Origin of the sequence: Jeotgalicoccus aerolatus, from assembly GCF_014635205.1 — a bacterium.
Classification (GTDB): Bacteria; Bacillota; Bacilli; order Staphylococcales; family Salinicoccaceae; genus Jeotgalicoccus; species Jeotgalicoccus aerolatus.
Window position 1 is genome coordinate 315740 of record NZ_BMCN01000002.1, and the last position, 25733, is coordinate 341472.

Consider the following 25733-nt stretch of genomic DNA (forward strand, 5'->3'; position numbering starts at 1 on the left):
ATTTATTTAAAGGAGAAATATTATGTGGATACTCGTAATTATCGCTGCCTTGTTTGAAATCGGCTGGGCGACAGGATTAAAATATGCTGATTCAGGGCTTGAGTGGAGTTTAACAGTACTGGCTGTCTGTGTCAGTTTTGGTCTTTTAGTTTACGTTTCAACAAAAATGCCTGCCAGTACAGTCTACGCAGTATTTGTTGGAATTGGGGCAGTAGGCACAGTACTTGTAGATATTATTGTGTTCGGCGGAACTTTTAATATTGGCATCATTCTGTTTGTTGCATTACTGGTCATTGGAGTTATTGGTTTGAAAACTGTCACAGATCATGAGGAGGATGTTAAATGAGCTGGATAATATTAATACTCGCAGGATTGATGGAAGTAGCTGGGGTGACAGGTATGTCACTCATCGGTCAGGGTAAAAAAATAAGCGGCTGGTTAACGCTTCTTATCGGTTTTCCAATCAGTCTCGCTCTGCTCAGCATGGCAATGGAAACAATACCGCTCGGCGTTTCGTACGCAGTATGGACAGGGATTGGTACTGTTGGCAGTGCTTTAATCGGCATCATTTTTTATAAAGAGTCTGCAAGTTATAAAAGAATTATGTATTTATCGATGATTATTATTGCAGTGATTGGGCTCAGATTAGTCACAGGTTAAAATTCACAGTTTCACATGAAACATAAAAAGACCTTATGCATTTGCATAAGGTCTTTTTCAACTAATCTTGTTTAAACACGCTCGTACTGTGTTTCGGCTGAACACGTGATTTTGGATCGTATGACGATTTAGCATATGATATAGCGACTGGTGCTTCTCCGAAGCCGGTAGCAATCAGTTTTACTTTGCCTTCGAATGTTGTAATATCACCGGCTGCAAAAATACCCGGGATGTTCGTTTCCATATGAGCATTAACTTGGATAGAGTTTTTCTCAAGCTCCATGCCCCATTCTTTTAATGGTCCAAGTGACGAAATATTACCGAAGTTTACGATCAGCTGATCCGCTTTAATCACTTCTTCAGTACCGTCTTTTGCAGTCAGTACTAACTCTTCAATCTGTCCGTTCTCACCTTTAAGTTCAGTGACATTCAGTGAAGTTTTAACATTTACAGGTGAGTCCATTAATTGCTGTACGCTCGTTTCATGAGCAGTAAAGCGTTCTCTGCGGTGGACGAGTGTAACTGATTTTGCATGTTCCTGCAGCATCAGTGCCCAGTCGAGGGCAGAGTCTCCGCCGCCTAGAATAACGACATCTCTGTCTCTGAATTTTTCGATGTCTTTAACCGCGTATTGTAGTGATGTGCCTTCGAAATCAGCTTCATTATCCAAACCGATTTTACGCGGCTGGAAAGCACCGACACCGGCAGTGATTAAAATTGTTCTGGTTAAATATTCACCCTGATCTGTTTTTAAGATAAAGTGATCGTCTTCACGCTCGTATGACTGCACTGTCTCACCAAGGTGAAGATCTGGTTCAGCATACTGCGCCTGCGTCACAAGATTTGAAACCAGGTCTTTTGCGAGTATTTTAGGGAATCCACCGACATCGTAAATATACTTATCAGGATATAGTTCCGTCAGTTGGCCGCCGAGTTCAGGCAGGCTATCTATAAGTCTTACAGACATTTGTCTCATGCCCGCATAAAAAGTAGAAAATAAACCGGTCGGTCCTCCGCCGATTATCGTTACATCTACAATTTCGTCTTTCATGAATATGACCCTCCAGTAATATGCAAAAAATGTTTTTATATTTTCATTCCATTAAACATTATTGCACAGCTTGGAGGGGAATTAAAAGCTTTTGACATGCTGTAACGTCGATGTAACGCGTAATTCAGACTTTTGAATGACATTATACCTTCCTTGGATCTCTCCAGAAAAACACGGTAATAATAAATCCAATCAAGAGAATGACCACACTGAAGTAATAAGGGAAGTCCATATTGATATCAAACAGAATACCAGCAAGTACCGGACCGATAACATTGGCAAGCGACGTAAAGAATGAGTTCATACCGCCTGCAAAACCCTGATTATTCCCGGCAATATGAGACAGGAATGTTGTTACTGCAGGACGGACTAGATCGAAACCGATGAAAATAATAAAAGCAACGGCCATAACACTCCAATATGAATCTAAAAATGTAATGACAAAAACCAGCACCGCTGTATATATAATGGCTGCTCTAATAATGTTCAGTTCACCGATACGCCGGATGAGCGGTTCAAACAGTACGATTTGTGCAAAGGCGCCAATCATTGCACCGCCGGTAATGGCAATAGCGATATCAGAAGGTGTAAATCCGAGCTTGCGGTCAAAGTATAAACTGAAGAATGATTCAAATGAGGCAAGACCAAATGACGCGATAAAGATAACGAGAAAAGCAATGAAAAATATCGGTGTAAATAAGCGTTTGAAATTACTTGTCGTTACTTCGGTTTTATCTGCAGCAACTTCCGTTACTTTTTTAGGTTCTGTCAGCATAAATATAGATAAGATTCCACCGATCAGGCCGAGGGCAGCTGCGACGAAAAATGGCAGCCGTGTACTGATTTCAGCGAGCACCCCGCCGATACCCGGACCGATAATAAAACCGAAGTTTATAGCTGCGGTCATATAACCGAGTGAGCGGGCTCTGTTTTTATCTGTCGTTAAATCAACGATAAAGGCAGTAACAGCAGGCATAATAAATGCCCCAGCCAGGCCGCCGAGCATTCTTGAAATAAACAGAACTTCAATTGTTTTCCCGAAGCCGAAAAGAAGTTCAGAAAAGCCGAATATGAAAAGGCCGATGACAATAATGATTTTACGGCCGAACTTATCAGCGGCACGTCCTGTAAAAGGTGAGAAAATCAGCTGTGTAAATGCGAATGCAGCAGTTAAGTAGCCGAGGACGGCACCGCTTATATTCAGTTCGTTCATAATTGACGGCATAACAGGGATGACGAGACTAATTCCTAGAAAAACTAGGAAAATACTGCTATATAATAAGTAGAGCTGATATTTTTTCTTCATAAAAATTACACCTTCTTGTGTTATGTTAAAATATATATTACACGTGAAACAGCAAAAATAATAGTCAAATTAGACACAGAGCGGGGTGAAGTATATGGAAGAACATGCACACAGTCATCATCATGACCATACACATGGTGCGAATAAAAGAGCATTGACCATCAGTTTAATATTAATCGTCTCATTTATGATTGTTGAAGTAGCAGGCGGTGTGCTGACAAACAGCCTGGCACTGTTATCCGATGCCGGTCATATGCTGAGTGATGCGATTTCACTTGCCGTGGCCCTTGCTGCCTTTAAAATGGGTGAGAAAGCAGCGGATACAGCGCGCACTTTCGGCTACAGAAGGTTTGAAATACTTGCCGCTGTTTTTAATGGTGTAACCCTCATTGTTATCGCAGTTTTTATCGTTATAGAAGCAGCTGGACGTTTCATTAACCCGCCTGAAGTGGCAACGACAGGAATGCTGGTTATCGCAGTACTCGGTCTCCTGGTTAATCTTGCGGTAGCAAAAATCCTGATGTCAGGGGATACACATGATAATTTAAATATGAAAGGGGCACTGATGCACGTTCTCGGAGACTTGCTCGGTTCAATTGCAGCAATTATTGCTGCCTTATCCATTATGTTTTTCGGATGGGGAATCATGGATCCGCTAGCAAGTGTAATTGTGGCAGTGTTAATTTCAATCAGCGGTTACAGAATACTGAAACAGTCGCTGAACGTACTTATGGAAGGTGTTCCGGAAAATGTGGATTTTGATGGGATTATCGATAAGATTAACAGTGTAGAAGGTGTTGAAGATGCCCATCATATACACATTTGGAGTATTACGAGCGGAGTGAATGCGATGAGTGCGCATATCGTCGTGAATGGAATGCTGAACGTTCATGAAACTCAAAAGATTATTCAGCGCTTAGAAGAACGTATGAAACATGAAAGTATCGATCACGTAACAGTTCAAGTAGAGTGTAAACACCACGACCATGACGATGAAATCTTATGTAATTAAAGGGGATATAAGAATGAATTATAAAAACATAGATACACCTGCATTACTTATTGATGAAACTGTGCTGAATAAAAACCTTGAGTACATGGGTGCTTATGCTAAAAAGCAAAATGTTCAGCTGCGGCCGCATACGAAAACACATAAGATGCCGCATTTAGCACTGAAGCAGCAAGAACATGGTGCCACAGGAATTACAGTCGCCAAAGTTGGTGAAGCGGAAATTATGGCAGTTTACGGACTGGATAATATATTCATTGCGAACCAGATCGTCGGCAAGCAAAAACTTGAAAGAATTAAAAAGCTGGCTGAGCAGGTTGATGTTTCCTTCGGAGTGGACAGTATTCATCATATAGAAGAAATCGATGAAGTATTTGAAGGTGCCTCTAAAAAAGCGCAGGTACTCATTGAAATCGAAGTTGGTGAAGAACGCTCCGGTATTATTGAAGAAATTGATTATAAATTACTGTTAAACAGTATTCGTGCGTCTAAAAATGTAGAGTTTAAAGGGATATTCTCACATGATGGTCACACTTATAAAGCAGTTGATAAGGAAGACTGTTATGATTTATTTATGACAGCAACCACGCGTACGCTGCATTTTGCAAATGTGGCGAGAGATATGGACTTTGATGTAAAAACAGTCAGCATAGGCTCGACACCGCCATTTATGTTTGGTTTCGATATACCTGAAGGGGTCACAGAAATCAGACCGGGAACTTATATACTGATGGATGGTTCACAGTCTAATGCCATTGATTCATACGCACATTCTGCAGCAAGTGTACTGACAACCGTAATCAGCAAACCGACTAAAGAACGTGTGATTACTGATGTTGGAGCTAAAGGTTTAACCGCCCAGTCTAGATCGAAAGGACTGACTGCAACTGAAGGTTTTGGTAAAATCAAAGAATTTGAAGGTGTCCACGTTCACGGTGTATTTGATGAACATGCGATTATATATAATCGGGATTTTAGTGAAAAAGTTAATATCGGCGATAAAGTCCGTATTATTCCCAATCACATATGCCCGGTTTCAAACTTGTATCATAAGGCATACTTAATTAATGATGATGAAGTAGTAAAAGAAATCGATATTGCAGCGCAGGGAAAACTTCAATAGACATAGAAAAACAGCAGTGACTAAAAAGTCACTGCTGTTTTTAAATATTATACACCTCTCGGCTTATCTTCATCAGCATAAGCATCGAGTTCTTCATGGTAATCTTCAAGAGAGCTTTCTTTATAATTTTTCATACGCTCTTTGTTAGGTGTAATAGATAACCCTAAATATTTACGTTCATTGTTTGCATCTTTGTAAAAGGCAACCATCATTAAAATAACGACTAAACTAAACGGCAGAGCTGCGATAATTGCGGCAGACTGGAGAGCGTTTAATCCTGTTTCTCCACCTGCAGCGAGCAGTGTAAATGCAATCGCTGACAGTGCAATACCCCATACAAGTTTAGTTTTGCTGGAAGGTGTAAGGTCACCGTGCGATGTCTGCATTCCGAGTACGAAAGTAGCCGAGTCTGCAGATGTGATAAAGAATGATGATACTAATAAAATAGCGAGTAATGATAATATTGTACCCATTGGCAGCTGATCAAATATAGCGAACAGCTGTACTTCGGTCGCCATATTAAATATTTCTGTATTTTCAAGACCAGTTGAAATACCGGTAATACCGAATACGCTGAACCAGATAATACCGATTAGAGTCGGCACCATAAGTACTGCAATAATAAACTCTCTGATTGTACGGCCTTTAGAAACACGAGCGATAAATATACCGACGAATGGGCTCCAGCTCATCCACCAGCCCCAGTAATAAATCGTCCATGTACTCAGCCACTCCTGTTTCTGTCCATTTAAAGGTGCAACGTCAAAACTGTTGTAAAGGAAAGAAGTTAAGTAACCGCCAGTTCCGGTAGTCATCACGTTCAGAATGAGCATTGTCGGCCCAACGATCAAAATGATGACGAACAGGAGACCTGCGAGAATCATGTTTAAGTTACTTAAATACTGGATCCCTTTACTGAGTCCGCTCCATGCACTGATTAAGAACAGTACAGTTACGATGGCAATAATTACTGCTTGAGATGTTAAACCGACAGGAACGTTGAAAAGGTAGTTTAACCCTCCGTTAATCTGCATTGCACCAATACCAAGAGATACGGCAACACCGATAACTGTTGCAAATACTGCGAGTACATCTACGACAATTCCGAGCCAGCCATCGACTAAATCACCGAATAGAGGACGGAGTGTTTTTGATAATAGACCCACTTCCCCTTTTCTGAAACTTGAGTATGCCAGTGCTAAAGCAACGATACCGTAAATAGCCCAGGCGTGGATACCATAGTGCAGGAAAGTTGAGCGCATAGACTCAGCTAAAGCTTCTGTTGTTCCAGGATCTGCTGTAGGCGGCGACATAAAGTGAGCCATTGGTTCTCCGGCACCGTAAAACACGAGCCCGATCCCCATTCCTGCACTGAACAGCATAGTGATCCAAGAAATTGTACTAAATTCAGGTTCATCATCAGGCAGACCTAATTTAAGTTTGCCGATTGGGCTGAATATGAGGAAAATACAAAAGAATACAATGACTGTGACGAGTATCATATAATACCAGCCGAAGTATGTAGTTACCCATCCTGAAATTGCGCCTGAAATTTCACCGAATTTGTCGGGGAAAATAGCACCTATTATAACTAGCAATCCAACGATTATTGCTGCGAATACGAAAACATAAGAAATTTTATTTGACTTCTCAGACGATGACGAATGATTTGTCATTACTTCACTCCTTTATTAAATTTTTTGACACAACGTCTAAATAATAACAATCTACACTTAACAGTTCAACAGTAAAATTCTAAGTATAAGTTATCAGTGTCATAAGTATTACTTTATACATAGCCATCTAGAGAGGGAATAAACAAAAAAAGAGATAAAATCATTATGATTTTATCTCTTTAATAATTAACTATTAACTAAAATTCATTTGTAAGCAGCTGGGCTGCAGTAAGTAAAGTTTGAACTGCAGGTGCCATACTGTCTTCATTAATATCAAATTTCTCATTGTGATGGCCGGCAGCAAGATCAGTACCGAAAATGCAGTAGGAAGCCAGTCCGCCGCGTTCCTGTACACGATTGATGAAGAATGTCGCATCTTCACTGCCGCTCGGTTTATTCTCTTCAAGTGAAGTTGTCAGACTTGCACTATCTGCTGCTTTAACGAGTACCTCTGCAAGTGCTGTCGACCCTTTGGCACTTGTACCTTCGCCGACCGTTTCCATAGTGCTTTCCACCTGGAACATTTGTGCAGCACCTTTAATTATGGATTCAGCGTACTGCTTCATGTAATCATTGAGCTCGGCAGTAGTACCTCGTGTTTCGATTTTAAGATTTGCACTGCCAGCAATGACATTTCTTCCGCTGCCTGCATGCAGTTCCCCAACGTTAATGCGTGTTGCACCGCCCGAATGGCGCGGGATAGCATTTAGATTAATTACGGCATTTGCTGCAGCGAGCATGGCATTCTTACCTTCTTCAGGCTGACCGCCCGCATGTGATGATACGCCTTTAAAAGTAACATCTATTTTAGAAGTTGCAAGAAAACCGTTGTTCGAAGCAAGAAAATGATTATATGGCACGCCTGTTCCGATATGGGAAGCGACGAAATAGTCCACATCATCTACAACACCTGCTTCAACCATTGAACGTGCACCGCGTGTGCCTTCTTCAGCCGGCTGGAACAGGAGTTTAATCGTTCCGTTTATCGTATCCTTGTGTTCCATTAACAGCGTGGCGAGACCGAGACCGATTGACGTATGCACGTCGTGTCCGCAGGCATGCATTTCGTTGTTTACTGAGCGGAAACCCTCTTTAAGGGGGACATGACTGCTGTCTTCAGACTCATAAATAGGAAGTGCATCCATATCTACGCGAAAAGCTGCAGTGGGTCCTTCACGCCCGGTATCGAGAGTTGCTACGATGCCGGTGTAACCTTCGGACACCTGATCGAGATATTCGAGAACTGCACCATTTTCTTTAGCCCATTCGTAATGTGCTTTAGTTTCTTCATCAGAAGGTTTACCCATCGTAAAATCAGGATTCATTACTTGGCGGCCAATTTTAATATCATAGCCTAATTTCACAAGCGTATCAGCAACGATTGTTGAAGTTCGCATTTCTAAAAAACCAAGCTCAGGGTGACGGTGGAAATCTCTCCGCCATTCTATAAGCTGTTTGTGTAATGACACTGAAAATCATCTCCAGATTAAATTATTGAACTCTGTCTTCTAAGAACGTGTATGCACCTGGACCTAATGGTAATCCTGTGAAGTAGAACACACCGAGCAGGATAATCCAAGCGATCAGGAAGACGATTGAGTACGGAAGCATCAGTGACATATATGTACCGATACTCGCATTCTTATCGTACCGTTTCATAAACGCCAGAATAATAACCATATATGGGAACAGCGGTGTAACGATGTTAATTGATGAATCGGCGATACGGTAAGCTGCCTGTGTAAAGGCCGGGTCATATCCAAGCTGCATGAACATCGGTACAAATATTGGTGCTTCAATTGCCCATTTAGCAGAACCTGAAGTAATCAGGAAGTTAAGTAGAGCAGTGAAGATAACGTAGCCGATAATTAAACCGAGCCCTGTAAATTCTACGCTTTCAAGGAACTCTGCTCCGTTAACAGCAAGCCATGTTCCAAGGTTACTCCAGTTAAAGTAAGCGATAAACTGAGCAATCGCAAAAACAAGAACAATATATCCAGCCATATCTTTAATGGATTCAGTCATATAGTATGTTGCATCTTTAGTCGATTTAATTTTGCCTGTTGTAATACCAAAGGCCAAGCCGATTAAAATAAAGAAGATCAGTATGATTGGAACGATACCGTCGATAAATGGTGAAGGTATTATTCCGCCTTCTTCGTTGGTCAGCGGACTGTTTGGCAGGAAAATCACAACGACGATAATGCCCCAATATACGAGACCTGTAATCACTGCTGCAATAAGACCTTTTTTAGCATTGGGAAGTTCCTCTTCATTTTCATCTTCAAGACCATCGCCCTTATACTTCCCAAGACGAGGTTCGACAAAGCGTGATGTCAGCAGTCCACCGATAATTGTCAGCATGAATACTGAGATAATATTGAAATACCAGTTATCAACTGGTGTGATAACGATTGTATCGTCGATCAGACGGGCAGCTTCTGTAGAAATACCAGATAAGAGAACATCTGTACCGGCGATAAATAAGTTTGCTGTAAAACCGGCACCGGCACCAGCGAAACCTGCAGCAAGACCTGCAAGCGGGTGTCTGCCTAATTTATAGAATACGAGTGCACCGAGCGGCGGGATGATAACAGCTGCGGCATCTGACGCAAGGTTACCCATTATACCGACAAAAACTACAGTATATGTCACTAGAAACGGCGGTGACTTTAAGATTGTTTTTCGAATTGCATAATCAAGGAGGCCGACTTTTTCAGCTAACCCGATACCGAGCATCATTGATAATACAAGTCCAAGCGGTGCGAAACCTGTAAAGTTATCGAGCATAGATGTCAGTATAAACTGAAGTCCTGCTCCTGATAGAAGACTGTTGATAGGCAGTTCTTCACCATTGCCTGGATGAATTACCGAGGCATCGAATAAACTGAATATCCATGAAATAATGATGATTAGAAATGCTAAACCAATAAAGAGTGCAAACGGATCCGGCAATTTATTTCCGACGCGTTCGATGACATCCAGGAATTTATGGAAAAACCCTTTTTTCTCTGTTTTGTCTGACAAATGAAAACCCTCCCATAATAATATGTATTTAAGACCTGTTTATATGAATTTGAAATATAAACAAGATATAAAGAGTTTACATAAATTTCAGTCAATTGTCTATGGTGAATTTCTTTATATAAATACGCAAACGATATTAATATACTTATAGTTCGTTTTTTATTATACTTACTATAAGATAACAAGGGAAAACACAGTAGGAGGCAGGACCATGAAGATTGCGTATATCGTTGACAGCACTGCAAGTTTAAATGACGAACTTGCTGCACGATCAGATGTATTTCAGGTGCATTTATCTGTAACATATAAAGACGGAACGATTTTTAAAGATACGACAGACGAAGCGTCTTTGAAATCATTTTATCAGCGTCTGGGGACAGAAAAAGACATTCCTAAATCATCTCAGCCTCAAGTCGGTGAATACTATGAAGTGCTGGATCAGATTATTTCACATGGCTATGATACAGTGATTGCTATTCATATCGGCAGCGGTATCAGCGGCACATATCAAAGTGCTGAAATGGTTTTAAGTGAATACAAAGAAGAAGGCAAGTTAGACTATTATTTAATTGATTCAAATGGGACATCGTTTATTATGGAACACTTTTTACAACAGACGATCGAGCAAATAGAAAAAGGTGTCTCTGTAGAGGAGACTGTCAAACAAGTTGAAGCACTTGTTGATGACTCGCGTATCTACTTAGCCGTCGATGATTTGAACTATTTAGTAAAAGGCGGGCGTCTTGGTGCGGGGAGTGCTTTTATCGGCAGCCTCTTTAAAATTAAACCGATTGTTTACTTTGCTGAAGACGGCAAAGTTAAACCGTATGATAAAGTACGTACGAAAAGCCGCGTGATTAAATTATGGGAATCACTGATTGAAGAAGCGTTGGACAAATTTAACGGCAAACTTAAAATTGCCATTGCTCACGGTGACATTCCTGAAGAAGCAGAGCAGCTTAAGAAAAGATTTGAAAATATGTATCCGGGCGTTACTTGCCGTGTCGGCTATTTAACACCGGCACTTGGCGTGCACGGCGGTGTCGGCTGTCACGGACTCGGTATAATACCGTATATCAGCTAAAGAGAAACAGCAGAGTTCCTATGAAAATAGGAACTCTTTTTTTATACTTATCTATAGAGGTGAAGAGTATGAGCACAAAAAAATTAATGAAAGACTACTACGATAAAGACCTGGCGGAACGATATGCTGAAAATATCAGCCAAGTATATCCTGAATTCGACAGTAAAGCATTTGTTGACAATACCGTTATAAAAATTGAAGACGGCCGTATGTCAGAAAGAATTCAAGTATTCTCAGAGCAGTTGAGAGAATACTTACCGAATGATTATTCCCGAGCAATAGATATTATTATAGAAGTACTCGGCGAAGAAAATGAGGAATTTTATTTCCCCGTTGAAAAAACACACTACTTCAGAGCATTGTCCAAGTTTGTTGAAATGTACGGACAAGAAGATTTTGATCAGTCAATCAAGGCAATGGAGGAAATAACAAAACGGCATTCGTCGGAATTTGCTGTGCGTCCGTTTATTTTAAATAATTATGAAAAGATGGAGAAAGTTTTAAAGAGATGGGAAGTGAGCAATGATGCTCACTTAAGGAGACTGGTCACAGAAGGTACGAGACCTCGGCTGCCGTGGGCGAAAAAACTGCCTTATTTAAAAAATGATGTAAACGAAAATTTAAAAATACTGAAACCATTTTTAAATGATCCGTCCAGATATGTAGAAAAATCTGCAGCAAATCATTTAAATGATATTTCAAAAGAATATCCAGATAAAGTGATTGCCTTTCTTAAAGCACATATGAACCAAACGTCTCCGTTTATAATACGGAGAGCCTTAAGAACTCTTAAAAAAGCTGAAGATACACAAGCGCTGTCTTTATTGCAGGAATTAAAATAAGGCTGTCATTTTTTAATCATCCTTTAATAATTGTTTAACTGTCCATTAGTTCAGCCCGGATATACTATGAGTAACAAATAAAACAAACCCCGAAAAAACGGGAAACAAAAAATGGAGGATGATTATAAATGAAGAAGCACAAAAGTTTATTTATCGGCGGGACATTGGCAGCAGCGTTAATTTTAGGAGCATGCAGTACGGACGGCAGCGCGAGTGCAGATGATATGGAATGGGAAACAGAAGAAAGAAGCGGGACTGTAACTGTTCAGGAAGATGAAAAAGCAAATGCAGAAACGTCAGCACAGGATGCGGTAGATAAGGCACTTAAAGAATTTGACGGTACTGTGACTGAAGTTGAATACGATGAAGACGACGGTGTGTATTATTACGAGATTGAAATTGAAAATGGTGATGAAGATTTCAACGTAAAACTTAATTCAGAAGATTTAAGTGTAATTGAGCAGGATATGGACCGTGACGATGACAGAGATGATCGCGATGATGATGGAGAAGACGATAGAGATAACCAAGGTGAAGACGACCGTGATGATGACGAATCAGCACAGAACAGCACAGACAAGCAAGCTGAAAATAAAAAAGGCAGCACGGATTTAGCAGATGCATTTAAAGATGACGGTGCAGAAGAAGCAATTACAACTGCAAAAGAAAACTTCGATGGTATTTTAGAGAGCATCACTTATGAAGAAGATGACGGCAGATATTACTATGAAGTACAACTTGAAAATAAAAATGAAGAGTACGAAGTGAAGCTCGACAGCGAAGACTTCTCTGTACTTGAAGAAGAGCGTGACGATGATAATAACGACCGCGGCTTTAAAAAATTAGAAGCAGCTCATGAAGAACAAATCATTTCTTTTGAAGAAGCTGTGAAACTTGCTAAAGAGAATGTGAATGGTGAAGTCAGAGACTGGCAGTACGATGTGGATGATTTTGAATTCGAATTTGAAATCAATGATACAGAAGTTAAAATAGATGCAAAATCCGGACAAGTAACAGAACTGGATGATTAACACATAACGTCCCTCGGGACGTTATTTTAAAATCGATTAGATTCAGAAGCAGTAATGTACATGGTATAATTACAATAATTAATAAATATTGTGAGGAGATATCATGGAGAAAATTTTAATAGTGGAAGATGATGAAAAAATTGCTCGTGTCGTTCAGCTCGAACTTGAATTTGAAGAGTACGAAGTAGACATAGCATACACTGGCAAAGAAGCACTTGAAAAATATGATTCAGGAGACTTCTCATTAATTTTGCTGGATGTCATGATTCCGCAGCTGAATGGTTTGGAAGTGCTCAGACGGATCAGACAAAAAGATTCAGGAATAAAAATTATAATGCTTACAGCAAGAGATGCTGTCATGGACAAGGTGAGCGGATTAGATTCCGGTGCAAATGATTATATGACCAAGCCTTTTGAAGTCGAAGAGCTGCTTGCGAGAATCCGTGTACATTTAAAATCTGTTTCGACAAACGAAGTGAAAACCGAAGAAATTAAACATCGCCATTTGCTGATTAAACCGCTGGCCCGAGAAGTATACAGCAATGGAAAACTTGTATATCTGACTCAAAAAGAGTACGACGTGCTTCTTTATCTTATAAACAATAAAAATCAGGCATTGTCCCGCGATCAGATTATCGATGCTGTATGGGGTTATGATTATTTTGGCGATACTAATACAGTGGATGTATATGTCCGGTATATTCGAAAAAAATTGGATGACTCCAAACCATCACTTATTTCCAGTGTGCGCGGCATTGGTTATATAATAAAGGACTAGCTATATGAAACTTGGTACAAAAATACAGTTGTATACGACGGTGATGATTGCCATAGTCGTTATACTTTCAAACTTATTAATATATTTTTCCTACAAACACTACTCCCTTGAAGCGGAGATGGGGCAACTGGAAAACAGAGGCAGTAATATTATTACAGAAATGCAGCAGGCACAAGAGAGCGGCATAAGCGGTGAAACGGTACTGCAGTATTTCTCCTTGTCAGATGGCTATGTCACCATGCTGAATTCACAGGGAGATCATCTTGTCAGAATTGCAACTGAAGAAAGCTACCTCGAATTAAACCAGCCGTACAGCACTTCACAATATACAGATGAAGTGACATACAATGAAGAACATTTTGTCATGGTATCTATGCCTGTTATATGGGAAAACGGTGCAGTACACAGTTTACAAATTTACGAGAATGTATATTTCCTCTATGAAACCTACAATATTCTGAAATGGATATTAGTGATATCCTCTATTATTTTAATCGTGCTGGTATTCATTTTAAATCAGCTGATTACCAATTTAATTATCAGTCCGATTAAACGTCTGGTAAGAAGAATGAATGATACAGAAAATGTCCGCCGTTATAAAACAATACCGGTGAATAAATCAGATGCTGCTGAATTGAAAATGCTGACGGATTCTTATAATGATATGATGCTGATGCTTAAAGCACATGATGATAATCAGCAGGCATTTATTATGAATGCGTCTCACGAATTGAAAACACCGCTGACAGTGATCAGTTCATACGCTAAGATGCTGGAACGTTTCGGTAAGACACGTGAGGATCTTCTCGACGAAGGCATTACAGCAATCTCTGAAGAAACGACGCGTATGAAGTACTTAACTGAACAATTTTTAAGTTTTACTAAAGTAACGCATAGCGATACAAGTGCTGATAAGGAGCATATACCGGTTGTACAGCTGGTTAAAAGTGTTGCAGCAAGGCTTGAGAAAGTATTTAAGAGAAATATTAGCGTTATTTCTGACGATACAAACCCGCATGTCTATGTATATCCGGATGCGCTGGAGCAGCTGCTGCGTATTTTCCTGGACAATGCATATAAATATAGTGAAAAAGATATTGATGTCACGATTAAAAAAGACACTGGAAAAATTACTATTGCAATACAGGACTATGGAATTGGTATTCCAAATGATGAGCTGGATGATATTTTTACGCGGTTTTATCGTGTCGATAAGGCAAGAACTCGTAAGAGCGGGGGTTCCGGCTTAGGACTGTCGATCGCTAAACAGCTGGCAGAGAATAATGATATCGACATTGAGGTTAAGAGCGTTATTAAGGAAGGCACAACGTTTACACTTATATTTAAAGAGGAGGTTCGAGATGGCGAAGCGGAGTAAATTTTTATTTGCGTTTTTCGGCATCGCTGCAGGAATCATTATAGGTATTCTGTGGGTGACGCTGAATCAGCAGGATTTTATATCCGAAGATGAAGCACGTGCCGTAGTGACAGAACGATACGGCGGAGAGGTAGATTCTGTATCGCTGACAGACGATGACCGTTATTTCGTTATTAACTTAAAAGGGAACTCTGCAACGCATAGTATTAAAGTAGACCGCGAAGATTCAAGTGTTGTAGGGATTGAAACAGTTTCAGAAAGTAAAGATACAGAACAGACTGCAGAAAATACAGATTCTAAAGAGACCAGCACCGAAGAAAAAGACAAGGCGGACTCAGAGAATAAAGACAAGACGTCTAAAGAAAATCAGAAATCTGATAACAAAAAAGATAATGAGCAGACCAAGCAGGAAGACACAGCTGACGAAGCGGACAAAGAAACAGCCGAGAAGCAGCCACTGACAGCTGAGGAAGCGATTAATATTGCGGCGGGTGAAGTTGGCGGAGTAAATGTCTATTCGACATGGAACGGCGACGGGACGGCCCGGGAGTATTATATACTGCAGCAGGTTAATGACGAGGATGAAGGCGCGCTTGTGTCGATCAACGGGGCTACAGGGCATATCAACAAAGTAGTCTGGCTGGAGATAGACGACGATTATGAAGAAATGGAACAGCTGGTCTACGAAGCAGCGCAATATGCAAACATGTATGACAGCAGGTACATCGAATACGATGATGAATACTTTGATGATGACGACGGCAACGATGATGATGATTATGACGATGACAATGATGATGACGATTGATGTTCAGCGTTGACACATTTTTCTTTTAAGTATATAATTTGTAGGATTTAAAGCGCTTGAGGAGTAATTTCATGAATAGAGTAGAAGAAAGTTTAAAAGCATTTGTCGGTATTAAACGGACAAATGATGTCTTAGAAAAAACAGTGAAAAAAGATGCGCAGCAATACGGATTGAATATTAGTGAATTTGCCGTTATGGAGCTTTTATATAATAAAGGCGAACAGCCAATTAACCGGATCCAGGAGCGTATACTGATTGCCAACTCGAGTACGACGTACATTTTAGATAAATTGCAGCAAAAAGGTTACATTGACAGAAAGCGCGACGAGAATGATAAACGGAGTATGAAAGCTGCTTTAACCGAAGAAGGTTACAAGCTGATTGAAGAGATTTTCCCTGAACATAGCGAGCTGCTGGCAAGTCTGTTTTCTGATCTCAGCGATGAAGAGCTGAGTGCATTTCGTGAAACTCTGAAAAAAATCAGTGCAAAGGCACATTCAAAATAATTAGAATTCAGGACTGATTTAAGCGGCACATTAATATGTGCCGCTTTTTTTATGTTCTAAAGTGTTCTATAGTAATGTTAAATCTTAAATTGAAAGAATGTGTAACTATGCTGGAACTTTTAAAGGAAAAAGAGTTTGATCAATTTTACGCCTTGCTGGAAGACTCTTTCCCAAAATCTGAAATCAGAAGCTTTCAAGGTCAAAAAGAGCTGCTTAATCTTTCAGTTTATAACGTCTATGTATTGAAAGAAGATGAAGTAATTCTCGCATTTTTTGCTGAATGGCAAAATGAGTCACACCGCTTTTTAGAGCATTTGGCAGTTAATGAAAAGTATCGCTCACGCGGCCTTGGTTCAAAAACACTGCAAGCTTACACAGCACAGAGCGATAAGCCTGTAGTGCTGGAAGTAGAACCGCCGAATGACGATATCCAAATCCGCCGGGTAAAATTTTATGAGAAAAATGGTTTTCATTTAACTTCTTACGGCTACGTTCAGCCAGTAATTAACGAAGGATACGAGGGGGTTCCTCTCGTGATGATGACATATCCGAAGAAATTAAATCACACTGAACTTGCACTTGTTAAAGATTGGCTGGATGAGACTGTATATAAATAACAGCACGAAATCTTACCGGGGGGGATGGATTTGGATTTTATAGAACAGGGATCTAAAAATTATAAACAGACAGCACTTGCATTCTTCGCTGCAGGATTCAACACATTTGCAATACTTTATGTCGTTCAGCCGATACTGCCGGACTTGACTGAATATTACGGGGTATCACCGACAACTGCGAGTTTATCGTTATCTGTAACGACTTTTACTTTAGCGATTAGTATGCTGATTTTTGGCTCTGTTTCAGAAGCGGTCGGCAGAAAAAATATAATGGTAATATCGATGCTCGCGGCGTCGATATTCTGTATATTTACGGCATTCAGCCCAACCTTTGGAACACTTATAGTCATGAGGGCTCTGCAGGGTGTGGTTTTGGCAGGCCTCCCTTCTATCGCAATGGCTTATCTGGGAGAAGAGATTCACCCGCGAAGTCTGCCCGGTGCCATGGGTCTATACATAAGCGGGAATGCGCTAGGTGCGGTGTTTGGCCGTGTGTTTTCAGGCGTTGCAGCCGGACTTTGGGGCTGGCAGTTTGGTTTAATTGGTGTCGGCGCTGTGAGCTTAGTGGCAACGATTATTTTCTGGTACGCTTTATCACCGTCAAAACATTTCGTAAAAAGAGAATTTAACGTTAAAGATTTATTTAAATCTCTGACTGAACACTTAAAAAATCCATTGCTTATTATTTTATTTATAATGGGCTTTTTACTTCTCGGTACCAACGTGTCTTTGTATAATTATGTTTCGTTCGTACTGATTGAAGATTTTAATATCAGCCAGACGATTGTCAGCTGGGTATATTTGATCTTTTTAGTCGGTGTATTAAGTTCTATGTTTTCAGGGCAGCTTGTTTATAAATTCGGCAAGGTCGTAATGCTCTATGCAGGTATTATTATTGCGGTTTGCGGCTTATTAGTTGTCTTAATACCATCGGTGTGGATGATCGTAATTGGTTTAGTATTATTCACATTCGGCTTCTTTATTGCCCATTCACTGACAAGCGGCTGGGTTGGCAATATTGCGCACAGCAATAAAGCGCAGGCATCATCACTGTATTTGTTTTTTTACTATACAGGCTCGAGTGTTGGAGGAACAGCTGCCGGAGTATTTTGGATGCAGGGCGGCTGGCTCGGAGTATCTTTGATGAATATTAGTTTCCTAGTTATCTGCTTAATTTTGTTTATGACATTTTTATATTTATTGAAGCGGAGAATATGGCACTTCAAGTAGATTATCCGGTCTTAAAGTATGTAAAAAAAGCAGGTGAACTTCCTTTTGGAAGCACCTGCTTTTTTATTATGCGAAGTAACCTTTAATAGATTTAACTTCTAAAAATTCTTCCAGTCCGTAGTCGCCCCATTCACGGCCGATACCTGACTGTTTATAACCGCCAAACGGTAATGTTTGAGGACCGGTGCAATCATTAATTGATATTGTTCCAGCTTCGATAGAACGTGCAACTTTCTGAAGTTTGTCTTTATCTTTGCCTACAACGTAGCCTGCTAAGCCGTATACAGTATCGTTCGCAATACGAATCGCTTCGTCTAAGTCGCCATATGTGATAACACTCATCACTGGACCGAAGATTTCTTCCTGAGCGATTGTCATACCGTTATCAACATCTGTGAAGATCGTCGGTTTAACAAAGTAGCCTTTTTCCAGACCGTCAGGTTTTCCAGTGCCGCCGTAATATAAAGTGGCGCCTTCTTCCTGCCCTTTTTCTATATAACCTTGAACTCTGTCGAATTGTTTTTTACTGATTAAAGGACCAACTTCAATGCCATCTTCACGCGGATTTCCAACTTTAACAGCGCTAATTTTTTCTTTAAGTTTTTCTAAAAAATCATCTTTCATATTTTCAGGTATGAGCGTACGTGTTCCAGCAGTACATACTTGTCCTGTATTTCTGACGACTCTGTTTACAGCTGATTCTGCTGCTTCATCCAAATCAGCATCGTCGAGAACAATCAGCGGAGATTTACCGCCGAGTTCAAGGGCAACTTTTTTGAAGTCAGCTGCTGATTTTTCCATAATACTTTGTCCAGCGCGGCCGGAGCCGGTAAATGACATCATGCGGACGTCGGGATGTTCGCTGAGTGGTATACCCACGTTTTCACCGTCACCGTTAACCAGATTAAAGACACCTTTTGGCACTTCTGCAGCTTCAAATATTTCTGCTAAAATACATGCAGTCACAGGTGTTTCCTCACTTGGCTTTAAGACAACTGGGGAACCTGCTGCGAATGCTGCAGACAGTTTTAATGCAGTTTGATTCGTCGGGAAGTTCCAAGGTGTAATCAGACCTGCAACGCCGATACTTTCTTTAACTATTAATGCATCTTCACGCTGTTCTTCAAATTCAAAAGTGTCCAGCGTTTTTGCTGCAGTTCTAAAATGATTTAAACCTGCAGAGAAGTGGGATTGATCAGAAACCTTCAGCGGAGAACCCAATTCATTTGTAATAGTATCTATTAAATCGTCTTTACGTTTCTCGTATTCATCAGCTATACGTTCCAGCATTGCTTGACGTTCTTTAACAGGAGTATGACGGAATTCGAGATACACACTGTTGGCTGCGGCAACAGCTTTATCAACATCTTCTTTATTACCGCTTGCAACTGTTGCGAATACTTCTTCTGTTGCAGGATTAATGACTTCAATTGTTTCACTGCTGGTGCTGTTTACCCATTCACCGTTTATAAATTGTTTATTATAATTTTTCAAAATGGACCCTCCATATAATTGCGTATATTTATATTTATCCTTATATACTAGCTGTTAAACAGAAAAAACCTGGAGAATGTCTCCAGGTTTAGTGATTATTTACGGAATGTTTCAAGGAAACTCAAAGTATTAATTCCGAAAAGTTTCAAGGCGTTTTTACTGCCTTCATAGCCGTGTCCAGCTTTAAGGTGTTTCACAACAGCAACACCAAGTACGGCATTAATTAAAAATATACCGGCACGTGTAAAAGTTTTTCCTAAGAAAGACAGGAATAAGAAGATTGCACCGATTGCTTCAAAGTAGCCCGCTGCTTTCATTTGATCGTTGTTGACGTTGAATTCAGATTCAAATTCTTCCCCCATATTGCCATCAGCTTTAATTTTATTGAGCCCGCCTTCAAAAACTTGTGAGCCGACATAGGCATTAACTAAATACTTTATCATAAGATATCCTCCTGGAAATTTTTCAAAATTTCATAATGATTTATGTTCCCATTTTAGCATAGAGTTAAACAAAATTACTCGAATTAAAATTGACTAAAAAAAATTCGTGTGGTAACTTAATCTCATTGCATTTTCATGAAAGACTTTTCATAAATATAACCATTATAGATAAATATTTGGGGGTTTTGACAATTGACGAGCTGATAGGAATTGGTCTGCTGCTGGTTATTTTAGTATTTTTCACACTGTTTACTCACTTTGCACCATATGGCTCTAAAGTGATGGGGGCTTTTGCAGGTGCTGCAATCGCCACATACTTAGTTGAAGCATTAAACAGTTTCGTAATTGGTGATTTATTTAATATCGAATTCTTTCAGACTGCTGGAACGGTAGCAGGGGGGCTGGACGGAACAATTGTTGTCATGCTTGTTGCATTAGCAATGAAAGTGAATCCGGTGAATGCTGCTATTTTAGCAGCAGGTTTTGGTGATATGGGACTGATTCCTGGACTATTCGCAGCTTACATAGTGTCATTTGGGGTGCTGTGGCTGCAGCGGGTCATTCCAAAAGGCCTGGACTTTATCGTCGTTATTTTAGTAGCATTGCCGATTATCCGGGTGATGGGGTTAGCAATCACACCTCTGGTAGATAATTCATTGCTGGAAATAGGGACGATTATTCAAACAGCTACAGATACAAACCCGATACTGATGGGGCTTATGCTGGGCGGTATAATCACTGTAGTAGGAATTTCTCCTTTAAGCTCCATGGCTTTAACAGCATTGCTTGGTTTAACAGGTATTCCGATGGCAGTTGCTGCACTGTCAGCATTTGCTTCATCTCCTGCCAGTGCCTGGCTGTTTTATAAACTGAAGATCGGTGATTTGAAATCCATCATTTCAGTATCAATAGAACCGCTTTCTAAAGCGGATTTGATAACAGCCAATCCATTGCCGATGTACGGGACGAATTTTGTCGGCGGTGCATTGTCGGGTATGGTCATTGCGACTTCAGGCATGATTAATGACGCACCGGGAACCGCAGCGCCGGTACCGGGTCTGCTTGTTATGTTTGGTTATAACGATGCAGGACAAGTTATAATGTATGCTGCAATTTGTGCAGCAATTTCTTTCCTGGTTGCAGTTGCCGGGTCATATGTATTCAGAAATGTTAAAATTTATAATAGTGAAGTACTTGAAGAAGAACGCTAAAAGAGCGCCGGAAAATTCCGGCGCTCTTTTAATTTTAGCTATGAATTATTCTTCTAATGTTACATGGTATATATAATAAAAACAAAGATTTAAGATTTATAAAACGAAATGATTAAATTATTTGAAAACATTGTGACATATGCTGATGAGAGCAAGAAATATTGTGAAAAAAATGTTATATTAGCAGTGATAAAACGATAAAAAAAGGAGTGACTGTCAGCATGGCAGACAAAGAAGAGAAACAGGCAAAAGGATACAAACCGGTCTGGATTATCGTTGCTTTTCTTGTACTAATTATTATTAACTTTTTACCTGCACCTGATGAACTCAGTGTAGTTGGATTAAGAGCACTGTCAGTACTGGCATTTGCTGTAATTATGTGGGTAACTGAAGCGGTTAAATACCCCGTATCTGCAGTAATGATTGTCGGTCTGCTCATTATTTTACTCGGACTGTCACCAGTTCCCGGGAATGAAATTGGTGAAGCGCTCGATGTAGCAGACGGGACGGATCAGTTCGGTACTAAAAATGCCTTGTCCCTGGCATTTTCAGGCTTCTCAAGTTCAGCTCTGGCACTCGTAGCAGCAGCGCTGTTCTTAGCGAGTGCAATGCAGATTACCAATCTGCATAAACGTTTGGCACTTTACGTACTCCGTATAGTCGGCAACAAAACAAATGCTATTGTACTCGGTACAATTCTCGTATCTATCTTACTGGCATTCTTCGTACCGTCAGCAACGGCGAGAGCGGGTGCGGTGATTCCAATACTTATTGGTATGGTGGCAGCATTCGGCATGTCGAAAGACAGTAAACTAGCAACACTGCTTATCGTCACAGCAGTTCAGGCAGTTTCAATTTGGAATATCGGTATTAAAACTGCAGCTGCACAAAACCTTGTTGCGATCGGCTTCATTAATGAAGCGATGGGAGAAGATGTATCATGGATTCAGTGGTTCATTTACGCAGCTCCATTCTCAATTATCATGAGTATACTGCTTTACTTTGTTATGACACGTTTCTTCAAAGCTGAGACAGATGAAATCAGCGGGGGACGTCAATTAATCGACAGCGAGCTTGAGAAACTCGGCCCGATTAAACCAGTAGAATGGCGTTTAATCACGATTGCAACACTGCTCTTGATCTTCTGGGCAACAGAAGGCATCTTACATCCGTTCGACTCATCATCAATCACATTGATTGCATTGGCAATTATGCTTGCACCTAAAGTTGGAGTGTTTACTTGGAAAGAAGTTGAAAAAACAATTAACTGGGGTACCATTATTGTTTTCGCCATTGGTATTTCACTCGGTACTGTACTTCTCAGAACCGGAGCGGCTCAGTGGCTGTCGGACGTAACATTCGGCGCTATGGGACTGGATGCATTGCCGCTCGTAGGGGTAATCGCACTCGTTGCAATATTTAATATTATTATTCACCTTGGATTTGCGAGTGCAACATCGCTTGCATCTGCCTTAATCCCAGTATTTATCGCATTGACGACAACACTTAACATGGGCGACTCATCATTAGGATTCGTTCTGATACAGCAATTTGTAATCTGTTTTGGTTTCTTACTGCCTGTCAGCGCACCGCAAAACATGCTGGCATACGGTACAGGTACATTCACAGTAAACGACCTGTTGAAATCAGGTATATTCCTGACGGTCGGCGGTTACATCTTAATCATTATCATGTCAGCAACTTATTGGCAGTGGTTAGGACTCCTGTAAAATCGTTATAGAAAAAGAAATAATAAAAGCCAGCTGATTTCAGCTGGCTTTTTCTTATATAATTGCTGCGATATAAAAAGTAACTATAGATAACAGGACCGATGTGATGACTAAAGCATACAGCGGTTTTAAAGCTTTTTCTCTGATCGACTGCAGCGGTACGCTGAGTCCCAATCCAACCATTGCCATAACCATCAGAAGTGTCGTCAGCTGATCGATGACCGTGCTTAAGCTTGCCGGTAACGTGATAAAATTATTTACAACAGCAACCAGGATAAAGAAGAACAGGAAGTAAGGAATATCGACCTTGCCTTCTGTTTTTTTGTGCTGTTTTCTAGAAACAAAATACATAATCAAAAGACTGACAGGGATTAGCAAAAATACTCTGCTCAGCTTTGACAAGAGAGCCATTGCCATACCGTCATCGTTAGCACTGCCGCCAGCGAGAACGACCTGAGCAATTTCATGAAGACTAAGTCCGCTCCAAATACCATAGACAGTATCATTCATATCGAACAATGGACCAATAAAAGTATAACTTAGGGCGAACACTGTACCGACAACAGATATTAAGCCGATGCTGATCGCAGTATCTTCTTCTTTTGCTTTCACGATAGAACTGACAGCTGAAATAGCGGCGGCTCCGCATATTCCAGTTCCTGCTGCAAGTAAAAACATAATGGATGAATTTGTTTTAAAATACTTATTCAACAAATACATGAGTGCAAAACTGAATAAGATCACAGCTGCACCGAGCGGTATCATCACCCAGCCGTCATTAATAATTAATTGCAGATTTAATTTGAACCCATATAAGACGATAGCAAAACGGAGCAGTTTTTTGGCAGAAAAAGTAATGCCCGGACGTAAAGGCTCAGGGTATCCGAGTATCTGCCGGTAAAGCACGCCAATTAACAGAGCGACTGCAAGCGCTCCGATACTGGAAATCACAGGCAATCCAGCAAGAGCAATACTGATTACCGCGACTGCCAATGTAAATAAGATACCGAAAATAAAAGGTCTGTTTAAATATTTATATGTCATTGTATGCACCTCGTTAAAGCTAATATTAGCATTTAATGAAGAGTCTGGGAATCAATAAAAAAAGATGAAAATAATCTATTAAATTATAGAATTTTCTAATTATTGAAAGCGATTTATGTTACATTATTGGTAGGAAAGTAAAAAAATTGAAGGGAGAACAAAATTTATGAATAAGAAGTACTGGCTGTTAATGATGTTTAGTGCTGTATTACTGGTGTTAGCTGCTTGCGGCGGTGAGTCTGACGAAGAGGGAAGTGAAGAGGATTCAGGTGAAGCAGCTGGGGGGGACGGCTGGGTAGAGAATATTACTTTACTTACCGGCGGTGAAGCTGGTGTTTATTTCCCGCTTGGTGTAGCCATGGCAGATATCATTGACTCTTCATTTGATAATGTCACAGCGACAGGCGTTTCATCAGGCGCATCTGTATCAAATGCTGAACAGTTAAACAATGGGGAAGCGCAGCTGGCTTTAGTCCAAAATGATATTGCCTTTTACGGTGCTGAAGGCGCTAATATGTTTAGTGAAACACTGGATAACTACAGTGGTGTATTTACTATTTACCCTGAGACAATTCAATTGGTAACTTTAGCAGATTCAGGTATTGATTCAGTTGCGGATTTAGAAGGTAAGCGTGTAGCAATTGGGGATATGGGTTCTGGTACAGAGGCAAACGCGACGCAAATTATCGAAGCGCATGATATGACAATTGACGATGTTGATGCACAGTATTTAGATTTTGCAGACGCATCTACTAACTTGCAAGATGGTAACGTCGATGCTGCATTTGTAACTGCTGGAACACCAACTGGCGCAATTCAGGAACTTAGCGCAAGTGCGGATGTGAAAATCGTAAGTTTTGATGAAGAAGCTATGAATAACCTGATGGAAGAATATTCATATTATACACAAGTAGATATTCCAGCTGATGCATATGATAACTTTGACAGTACTGCTTCAACAGTGGCTGTTCAAGCGATGCTGATTGCATCAAATGATATTCCGGAAGATCAAATGTATGAAATGACAAAAGCTATTTTTGAAAACTTAGACTCTATGGCAAACGCTCATGTCAGAGGTGAGGAACTAAACCTTGAAACAGCAGAAGACGGTATGTCTATCGATCTTCACCCTGGTGTACAGCGTTATTACGACGAGCAGTGATTAAATGGGAGATTATACTTACAAGAAGGCATTGCGTATCAGCAATGCCTTCTTATCCCTTGCGGGGATCTTTCTTATTGCAGAACTGGCAATTGTTTTCTATATTAATCAGCCTTTGAAGATTGCAGTTGTAGACATGGCGACTGAAGAGACGATCTTCTCAGAAGAAGTTGAGTATGGAGAGCGTTTTAAAGTCAATTATATTCATTCTGTTGAACGTTCTCCCGTCAGTGAGATTTTTGAAGTAAGAAAAGACGGCATATATACAATGGAAAGTCATACTGAATCTTTCGGTGCTGGTATGCCGTATGAAGGCGAGGAAACAGTTTTAGAGGATGGGAAATTTATAATTAAAAATATTAATCGTAAAGTACACGGAGGAACATTGAAAATAAGACCTTCGTCAGTTTTTCCACATCACATTTTAATAGGGAGTCATGACTTGCTTATTTCTGAACCTCCTTATAAAGGGAAAAATTTAGAGATTAAAATAATAAAAAGTTATTTTAGGGGTGATTAAAGA

25 protein-coding genes are annotated in these 25733 nt (G+C 40.3%); 17 read left to right on the forward strand and 8 right to left on the reverse strand.

Annotated elements, in window-relative coordinates:
* Window positions 1-22: 22 nt before the first annotated feature.
* Together IEU81_RS07765 and IEU81_RS07770 are read left to right on the forward strand one after the other, a co-directional pair.
* Window positions 23-346: a DMT family transporter gene (locus tag IEU81_RS07765; protein WP_092595767.1), complete on the forward strand. Its 324-nt coding sequence runs from the start codon at window positions 23-25 to the stop codon at window positions 344-346.
* Entirely contained in the window at window positions 343-660 is a 318-nt protein-coding gene (locus IEU81_RS07770) for a DMT family transporter (RefSeq protein WP_092595765.1), read from the forward strand. The genes IEU81_RS07765 and IEU81_RS07770 overlap by 4 nt, the downstream gene beginning before the upstream one ends.
* Before the next feature lie 61 nt (window positions 661-721).
* Here the strand turns inward: IEU81_RS07770 and IEU81_RS07775 are convergent, their stop codons facing one another.
* Window positions 722-1711 (reverse strand): NAD(P)/FAD-dependent oxidoreductase, encoded by a 990-nt coding sequence (locus IEU81_RS07775; RefSeq protein WP_092595763.1) that lies wholly within the window; start codon window positions 1709-1711, stop codon window positions 722-724.
* A 142-nt stretch (window positions 1712-1853) separates the two neighbouring features.
* Window positions 1854-3017 (reverse strand): MFS transporter, encoded by a 1164-nt coding sequence (locus IEU81_RS07780; RefSeq protein WP_186089431.1) that lies wholly within the window; start codon window positions 3015-3017, stop codon window positions 1854-1856.
* Window positions 3018-3111: 94 nt separating this feature from the next.
* Here IEU81_RS07780 and IEU81_RS07785 point away from each other — a divergent pair, with 94 nt between their 5' ends.
* Together IEU81_RS07785 and IEU81_RS07790 are read left to right on the forward strand one after the other, a co-directional pair.
* Window positions 3112-4029, forward strand: coding sequence for a cation diffusion facilitator family transporter (locus IEU81_RS07785; RefSeq protein WP_186089430.1), 918 nt, complete (start codon window positions 3112-3114; stop codon window positions 4027-4029).
* A 13-nt stretch (window positions 4030-4042) separates the two neighbouring features.
* Entirely contained in the window at window positions 4043-5149 is a 1107-nt protein-coding gene (locus tag IEU81_RS07790; RefSeq protein WP_186089428.1) for an alanine racemase, read from the forward strand.
* A 47-nt stretch (window positions 5150-5196) separates the two neighbouring features.
* Here IEU81_RS07790 and IEU81_RS07795 read toward each other — a convergent pair whose 3' ends face one another.
* The 3 genes from IEU81_RS07795 to IEU81_RS07805 form a co-directional block, all read right to left on the reverse strand.
* Window positions 5197-6825, reverse strand: a complete 1629-nt coding sequence (locus IEU81_RS07795) for a BCCT family transporter (RefSeq protein ID WP_092595755.1) — start codon at window positions 6823-6825, stop codon at window positions 5197-5199.
* 197 nt (window positions 6826-7022) lie between these two features.
* Window positions 7023-8294, reverse strand: a complete 1272-nt coding sequence (locus IEU81_RS07800) for an amidohydrolase (RefSeq protein WP_092595753.1) — start codon at window positions 8292-8294, stop codon at window positions 7023-7025.
* Window positions 8295-8316: 22 nt separating this feature from the next.
* Window positions 8317-9852, reverse strand: a complete 1536-nt coding sequence (locus tag IEU81_RS07805; protein ID WP_186089426.1) for an AbgT family transporter — start codon at window positions 9850-9852, stop codon at window positions 8317-8319.
* Window positions 9853-10063: 211 nt separating this feature from the next.
* On the opposite strand from IEU81_RS07805, the gene IEU81_RS07810 reads away from it, so the two are divergent.
* From IEU81_RS07810 to IEU81_RS07850, 9 genes are all read left to right on the forward strand, one after another.
* Window positions 10064-10936 (forward strand): DegV family protein, encoded by an 873-nt coding sequence (locus IEU81_RS07810; RefSeq protein WP_186089424.1) that lies wholly within the window; start codon window positions 10064-10066, stop codon window positions 10934-10936.
* Between the two features lie 68 nt (window positions 10937-11004).
* Window positions 11005-11778, forward strand: coding sequence for a DNA alkylation repair protein (locus IEU81_RS07815; RefSeq protein WP_176760570.1), 774 nt, complete (start codon window positions 11005-11007; stop codon window positions 11776-11778).
* Window positions 11779-11906: 128 nt separating this feature from the next.
* Window positions 11907-12809, forward strand: a complete 903-nt coding sequence (locus IEU81_RS07820) for a PepSY domain-containing protein (protein ID WP_186089422.1) — start codon at window positions 11907-11909, stop codon at window positions 12807-12809.
* 103 nt (window positions 12810-12912) lie between these two features.
* Window positions 12913-13587: a response regulator transcription factor gene (locus tag IEU81_RS07825; RefSeq protein ID WP_092595743.1), complete on the forward strand. Its 675-nt coding sequence runs from the start codon at window positions 12913-12915 to the stop codon at window positions 13585-13587.
* Window positions 13588-13591: 4 nt separating this feature from the next.
* Window positions 13592-14965, forward strand: coding sequence for a sensor histidine kinase (locus tag IEU81_RS07830; RefSeq protein ID WP_186089421.1), 1374 nt, complete (start codon window positions 13592-13594; stop codon window positions 14963-14965).
* The gene (locus tag IEU81_RS07835) at window positions 14949-15773 is read left to right on the forward strand and encodes a hypothetical protein (RefSeq protein ID WP_186089419.1); all 825 of its coding nucleotides are present in this window, start codon (window positions 14949-14951) and stop codon (window positions 15771-15773) included. Before IEU81_RS07830 ends, IEU81_RS07835 begins: the two co-directional genes overlap by 17 nt.
* A 71-nt stretch (window positions 15774-15844) precedes the next feature.
* On the forward strand, window positions 15845-16279 hold the full coding sequence (locus tag IEU81_RS07840) for a MarR family winged helix-turn-helix transcriptional regulator (protein WP_092595737.1): 435 nt from the start codon (window positions 15845-15847) through the stop codon (window positions 16277-16279).
* Window positions 16280-16386: 107 nt separating this feature from the next.
* Window positions 16387-16896 carry a GNAT family N-acetyltransferase gene (locus tag IEU81_RS07845; RefSeq protein WP_176760569.1) on the forward strand — a complete coding sequence of 170 codons (510 nt, stop codon included), beginning with the start codon at window positions 16387-16389 and terminating at the stop codon, window positions 16894-16896.
* 30 nt (window positions 16897-16926) lie between these two features.
* Window positions 16927-18126: an MFS transporter gene (locus IEU81_RS07850; protein ID WP_176760568.1), complete on the forward strand. Its 1200-nt coding sequence runs from the start codon at window positions 16927-16929 to the stop codon at window positions 18124-18126.
* Window positions 18127-18192: 66 nt separating this feature from the next.
* On the opposite strand, the gene IEU81_RS07855 is transcribed toward IEU81_RS07850, so the two are convergent.
* Window positions 18193-19620 (reverse strand): aldehyde dehydrogenase family protein, encoded by a 1428-nt coding sequence (locus IEU81_RS07855; RefSeq protein ID WP_092595731.1) that lies wholly within the window; start codon window positions 19618-19620, stop codon window positions 18193-18195.
* Between the two features lie 95 nt (window positions 19621-19715).
* Window positions 19716-20063, reverse strand: a complete 348-nt coding sequence (locus IEU81_RS07860) for a hypothetical protein (RefSeq protein ID WP_092595729.1) — start codon at window positions 20061-20063, stop codon at window positions 19716-19718.
* Between the two features lie 191 nt (window positions 20064-20254).
* Between IEU81_RS07860 and IEU81_RS07865 the strand changes: the two genes are divergently transcribed.
* Entirely contained in the window at window positions 20255-21274 is a 1020-nt protein-coding gene (locus IEU81_RS07865; protein WP_186089711.1) for a PTS sugar transporter subunit IIC, read from the forward strand.
* Between the two features lie 221 nt (window positions 21275-21495).
* Window positions 21496-23004, forward strand: a complete 1509-nt coding sequence (locus tag IEU81_RS07870; RefSeq protein WP_186089417.1) for an SLC13 family permease — start codon at window positions 21496-21498, stop codon at window positions 23002-23004.
* Between the two features lie 54 nt (window positions 23005-23058).
* Here IEU81_RS07870 and IEU81_RS07875 read toward each other — a convergent pair whose 3' ends face one another.
* A complete protein-coding gene (locus IEU81_RS07875; protein WP_092595725.1) occupies window positions 23059-24048 on the reverse strand; it encodes a YeiH family protein in 990 nt (329 codons plus the stop codon).
* Window positions 24049-24214: 166 nt separating this feature from the next.
* Here IEU81_RS07875 and IEU81_RS07880 point away from each other — a divergent pair, with 166 nt between their 5' ends.
* Together IEU81_RS07880 and IEU81_RS07885 are read left to right on the forward strand one after the other, a co-directional pair.
* Window positions 24215-25210, forward strand: a complete 996-nt coding sequence (locus tag IEU81_RS07880) for a TAXI family TRAP transporter solute-binding subunit (protein WP_186089415.1) — start codon at window positions 24215-24217, stop codon at window positions 25208-25210.
* Between the two features lie 4 nt (window positions 25211-25214).
* A complete protein-coding gene (locus tag IEU81_RS07885; protein WP_092595721.1) occupies window positions 25215-25730 on the forward strand; it encodes a DUF1850 domain-containing protein in 516 nt (171 codons plus the stop codon).
* Window positions 25731-25733: the final 3 nt, after the last annotated feature.